At 53.6% G+C, this 2,444-nt stretch carries 2 protein-coding genes, 1 tRNA gene and 1 pseudogene; 1 reads left to right on the top strand and 3 read right to left on the bottom strand.

From position 1 onward, the window contains the following. Positions 1–451 precede the first annotated feature (451 nt). Both L5470_RS13285 and L5470_RS13290 read right to left on the bottom strand, forming a co-directional pair. A complete protein-coding gene (locus tag L5470_RS13285; RefSeq protein ID WP_499500252.1) occupies positions 452–916 on the bottom strand; it encodes a RuvC family protein in 465 nt (154 codons plus the stop codon). A gap of 15 nt (positions 917–931) precedes the next feature. Next, a tRNA-Thr gene (locus tag L5470_RS13290) sits at positions 932–1,003 on the bottom strand. Between the two features lie 107 nt (positions 1,004–1,110). On the opposite strand from L5470_RS13290, the gene L5470_RS13295 reads away from it, so the two are divergent. After that, entirely contained in the window at positions 1,111–1,923 is an 813-nt protein-coding gene (locus L5470_RS13295; RefSeq protein ID WP_499500253.1) for a sulfurtransferase, read from the top strand. Positions 1,924–1,969: 46 nt separating this feature from the next. On the opposite strand, the pseudogene L5470_RS13300 reads toward L5470_RS13295, so the two are convergent. Beyond that, positions 1,970–2,444 (bottom strand): annotated as a pseudogene (locus L5470_RS13300) (hypothetical protein); the annotation flags it as partial.

A 2,444-nucleotide genomic window follows, 5' to 3' on the forward strand; every position in this document is an offset into this window, starting at 1 on the left:
CGACACCTCAGGTGCGCAGTATTTACGGCTTATAGGAGTGATGTGGGCGGGCTAAAACCCCTCCGCTTTAGCGAGGGGGTACAGCCAACTCAGGGGGCTTTAGCCCTCTCTATGTGTTAAACTAGAGACGTGGAAAGTAGTCGTATCAACTACGCGAAGAAACATCCTAGTACGGAGAGATCCCGGCAAGTAAGTCACTACCGCTTTGGCGGCAAGCCTAAACCACTGCAAGCAATGGCAGGATGTTGAGCGTATCGAACTGGCTAGTGTTGAAAAGCGCGAAACCACGAACCGAAACATAAACGTAGTCCCAATAGCAGAGATGCTTGAGGTGAGTAGGGGGTCTTTGACTGCCCCCACCCGCATTAAGTTGTGGGTGACAGCTCAAGGGAAAAGCGAAGCAATGCGGCTTCAGCCCGTTGCGTAGCATCCTTTGGGAATCCCCTCTCTTTCAAGGAGGAGAGAAGTCAAAGGACTTGAGGCACAGTTGATGGCCACAGTGACGTTCTAAGAGGACGATGGCCACAATGTCATCAATGGGACGGGGAGGGAGCCGCAGCCCGTGAGGAATGAATTTCTGCACGCCCCGGGGCGGAAATAACTGCCAATAGCGATCGCGCGCAACTAGGGTACTGTTGCGTTCATCCACTTGGTGAATGCCAACATCAGCTGGCAGGTGTGCCTGCAAGGTTTGCAGCCAATGCTGGGATGTGGTTTGGTTTCCCATAATGACTTGGCGAATGCCGTAGGTACGCTGCCAGTGCTGCACAAGGGCAAGGGCGCGATCGCTGGCAACCACCTCATGCGCCCAGATTTCCGTCAGTGTTGCTAGGGCGAGGCCGCATTTGTCGCGCCCAGGGTCAAACCCCACATAGGTCGGTGTTGGCTCCTGTCTTAGCAACTGAGACTGACTCACTCCCTCCCTACAGCAAGCCCGTGACGAGGATTGAACTCGTGACCTCACCCTTACCAAGGGTGTGCTCTACCACTGAGCTACACGGGCAAAAATCATCAAGATTCCATCATAACCGATGCAGGCAACACTTTGAACCCCAATTTTTGCTTGGCTGTTCCAAGGTACGATCGCCAGTAACCCTTTGTTGCTTGTCGATGAGCGCCTATACCGTAACTGCCGCTTGGCTGGCTAGCCACCTAGACGACCCTAACGTCGTAGTGATTGACTGTCGCTTTGATTTGATGGCACCGGAGCGAGGGCAACAGCAGTACCGCGCGGGCCATATTCTCGGTGCCTACTACTTAGACTTGGAGCAGGATTTATCCAGCCCGCGGCAGCAGTACGGGGGGCGGCATCCCTTGCCAGACCCCGAACGATTAGCCGCAACCCTACAGTCGATGGGGGTGAGGGAACAAACCCTAGTGGTGGCCTACGATGATTCGCGGTTGGCCTATGCGGCTCGGTGTTGGTGGTTATTGCGGTGGCTGGGGCACGATCGCGTCGCTGTGTTAGATGGGGGCTACAGCCATTACGCTGCCGCAGGTTATCCCACCACAACGGTGATCCCGGAAGTGCGTCAGGGGCACATCGTTGCTGTCCCCAGAGCAGAATGGGTGGTGGATCGCCAAGGGGTTATTGCGGCTCAAGGACAGCCACAAACCGCCATTGTCGATGCACGGGAGCCGCACCGCTATCGGGGTGAGCATGAACCTATTGATCCGGTGGCTGGGCATATTCCAAGGGCACTCAATTACCCGTGGTTGGAGATGACCCACGCCAATGGGTTGCTCAAATCAACGGCTGAGTTACAACGGCACTGGCAACCCTTGGCAAACACACCGGAAATTATTGTCTATTGCGGATCCGGAGTCACGGCCTGTGTAGATATTCTGGGGATGGCGATCGCCGGTCTCCATCAAACCAAGCTCTACGCTGGCAGTTGGAGTGACTGGTGCGCCTACCTATAGTCTACTGGTGACACTCCCCGCCGTGGAACGGCGAGGCTTCTCTAAGTTAGGCCAGAGCAAAACCAATCTGCCCTAACTTGACCTTAGAAGGGGCTGCCACAGCCCCTCTACACACTCCACTCAAATCGATATTGAGCTTTGTGCTTACCTTTCTCATGATATTGCAGGCTCCATTACAGTCTGCATTGATGAGCCATCCTTGCGCAGTTCGGTACAGCCCTCTAAGAATTCGTTTTCCTGATGCCTTCCACCCTTCAGGTTTTTCGCCGAACGTAGGCAAGAAGTCATTATCGAAAAACGAGGCTTGAGACGTATACGATTCTTCGGTTTCGACTAATCGAATCCCGAAAATTAAACAAAGCTGCTTAATTCGTCCAAACAGCTTGTAGTGCGGAATTTGCACGAACTCCTGATTCGTTTTTGCACCCAAATCGATATTGAGCTTTGTGCTTACCTTTCTCATGATGTTGCAGGCTCCATTACAGTCTGCATTGATAAGCCATCCTTGAGCAGTTCGATAC

The sequence above is a fragment of the Synechococcus sp. PCC 6717 genome (assembly GCF_022698185.1).
Lineage (GTDB): Bacteria > Cyanobacteriota > Cyanobacteriia > Thermosynechococcales > Thermosynechococcaceae > Thermosynechococcus > Thermosynechococcus lividus.